Below are 1,758 nucleotides of genomic sequence, written 5' to 3'. Positions count from 1 at the left end.
GCCGCCCTCACTGGCGGCTTGCCCAGACTCCCCGAGGTCGCACAGCTACCCGCGACGCCTGAACAGACCCCGGGCCCTCGATGTCTCCCCTTCGGCCGCCGTGCCCGCCGCGACGTCCTCGGCCAGGCGCTGCACCGCCCGCTCGGCCTCCACGCGGGCGACGGACTCCTTCACAGAATCTCAGGTAGCCCCTCGTCGGATCGGTCAGGTTCAGATCGCGGGCCTCGTAGGGCAACGGGGTGCACCAATGCGGGGCGCGGCCGCGGTGGACGGTGAGAGTCAGCCAGCGCGGTGTTCAGGGCGCAGGGTGAGGCCACGCTTGAAGAACTGCGCGGTGTCGTCGGGCCCGAGTCCGAGGGCGCGGGAGACGGCGGTGCCTTCGTCGTCGCGGACGAAGGCGAGGAGGATGACGGGCCTTCCGCGCCGGGACCAAGACCGGCGAGCGGGCCGCCGAGCTGGAGAAGCTCGGAATCGTGTGGGACACCGCCGACGCCGCCTTCGCCGAGAACCTCACCGCCGCACGGGCCTACCACCAGCTGCACGGCACCGTGGCGGCCCCGCGGGGCACGGCCATCCTGGACGTACAGGTCGGGCAGTGGCTGACGAACGTGCGCCGGCCCGGCGGGCTCGGGAAGGACCCGGTGCGCGCCGCACGTAGGGCGGCGGCGCTGGCCGCAATCGACGAGGGCTGGAACCCGGGCGAGCGCGGGTGGACGGTGGACTGGCAACGCCACTACGCCTACCTCACCCAGCTCCTGGACGAAGGGGCCCGCCTGACCGCCGTCACCGCCGGGGTGACCCGGCACGGGGAGGACGTCGGCCGGTGGCTGGCCACCCAACGACGGGACTGGGCCGGTCTGAACGCCGAGCAGCAGGCCCGGCTCGGGAAGCTGGGCATCACCCCGGAACGGGTCGTACGAGCCCGTACAGTGCCCGCGAAGCCGAGTGTGGCCCCCAACCGTCCGGGCGGGGCGCAGCCGCGTTCGAGGCGGGCGTGCAGGCCCTCACCCAGTACACCCAGCGGGAAGGCGGAGGCGTACCGGGACGGTCCCACGTCGAACACCTCCCCGACGGAAGCGAGCACCGCACTGGCGTGTGGCTCGCCAACCAGCGCCAGCGCCGCGACCGGCTCGACACCGACCAGCTCGCCGCCCTCGCCGAACTCGGCATGAGTGGGCACAGGCGTAGCAGTGCCAGGTCTGGAGCAGGCTCCTTGGCAGTGGGCCATGAGCCTGACCCCGATGGGACACCTGCGCGAAGTGCCGTGCCCGGGCGACTGCCCGCCCTACGCTCTGCCGCACCAGCAGCCATCGAGACGACGGGCATGTCATGGAGTCGGACAACGAGCACAAGGCCTCCATCCAAGACCTCGGCAACGGGATCTTCAACACGGACCACACCATCAGGCTCCAGCCCAACCACGTCGTCGTCCTCACCGGCCACGGCGAGACCACCCGCGAAGTCGCCCCCGTCACGGAGGGGCCGACGGTCTACGTCGACGCCCACTACAAGGGCGCCAGCGCGCGCTTGGCGGCCGGCACGTACGGCATCATCGACCCCCAGGTCGGCGAAGACACCATCAGCTCCGTCCGGGTACCGGCCGGCTGGAAGGTAACCCTCTACGACCACCAGAACCTCAAGGGCGACACCCTGCAGCTCACCGCCGACACCCCCTACGTCGGCGACACGTTCAACGACCGCGCCTCCTCCCTCAAGGTCGAACGCCTCTGACCGCGGCCGACCTCCCGACTGCAGCGG

Annotated in this window: 1 protein-coding gene and 2 pseudogenes; all 3 read left to right on the top strand. The window is 71.7% G+C overall.

All coding sequences use genetic code 11. The features are described 5' to 3' along the window. Positions 1 to 473 precede the first annotated feature (473 nt). Positions 474 to 836 (top strand): annotated as a pseudogene (locus ABZW32_RS39850) (helicase associated domain-containing protein); the annotation flags it as partial. Next, a pseudogene (locus tag ABZW32_RS39845) lies at positions 824 to 1,111 on the top strand (hypothetical protein); the annotation flags it as partial. The pseudogenes ABZW32_RS39850 and ABZW32_RS39845, both read left to right, overlap by 13 nt. Positions 1,112 to 1,329: 218 nt before the next feature. Then, on the top strand, positions 1,330 to 1,731 hold the full coding sequence (locus ABZW32_RS39840) for a hypothetical protein (protein ID WP_356225817.1): 402 nt from the start codon (positions 1,330 to 1,332) through the stop codon (positions 1,729 to 1,731). Positions 1,732 to 1,758 lie beyond the last annotated feature (27 nt).

Source organism: Streptomyces sp. NPDC004667 (assembly GCF_040609475.1).
Classification (GTDB): Bacteria; Actinomycetota; Actinomycetes; order Streptomycetales; family Streptomycetaceae; genus Streptomyces.
The sequence above is the reverse complement of the archived record's forward strand: the minus strand, read 5'-3'. Positions and strand labels throughout refer to the sequence as shown.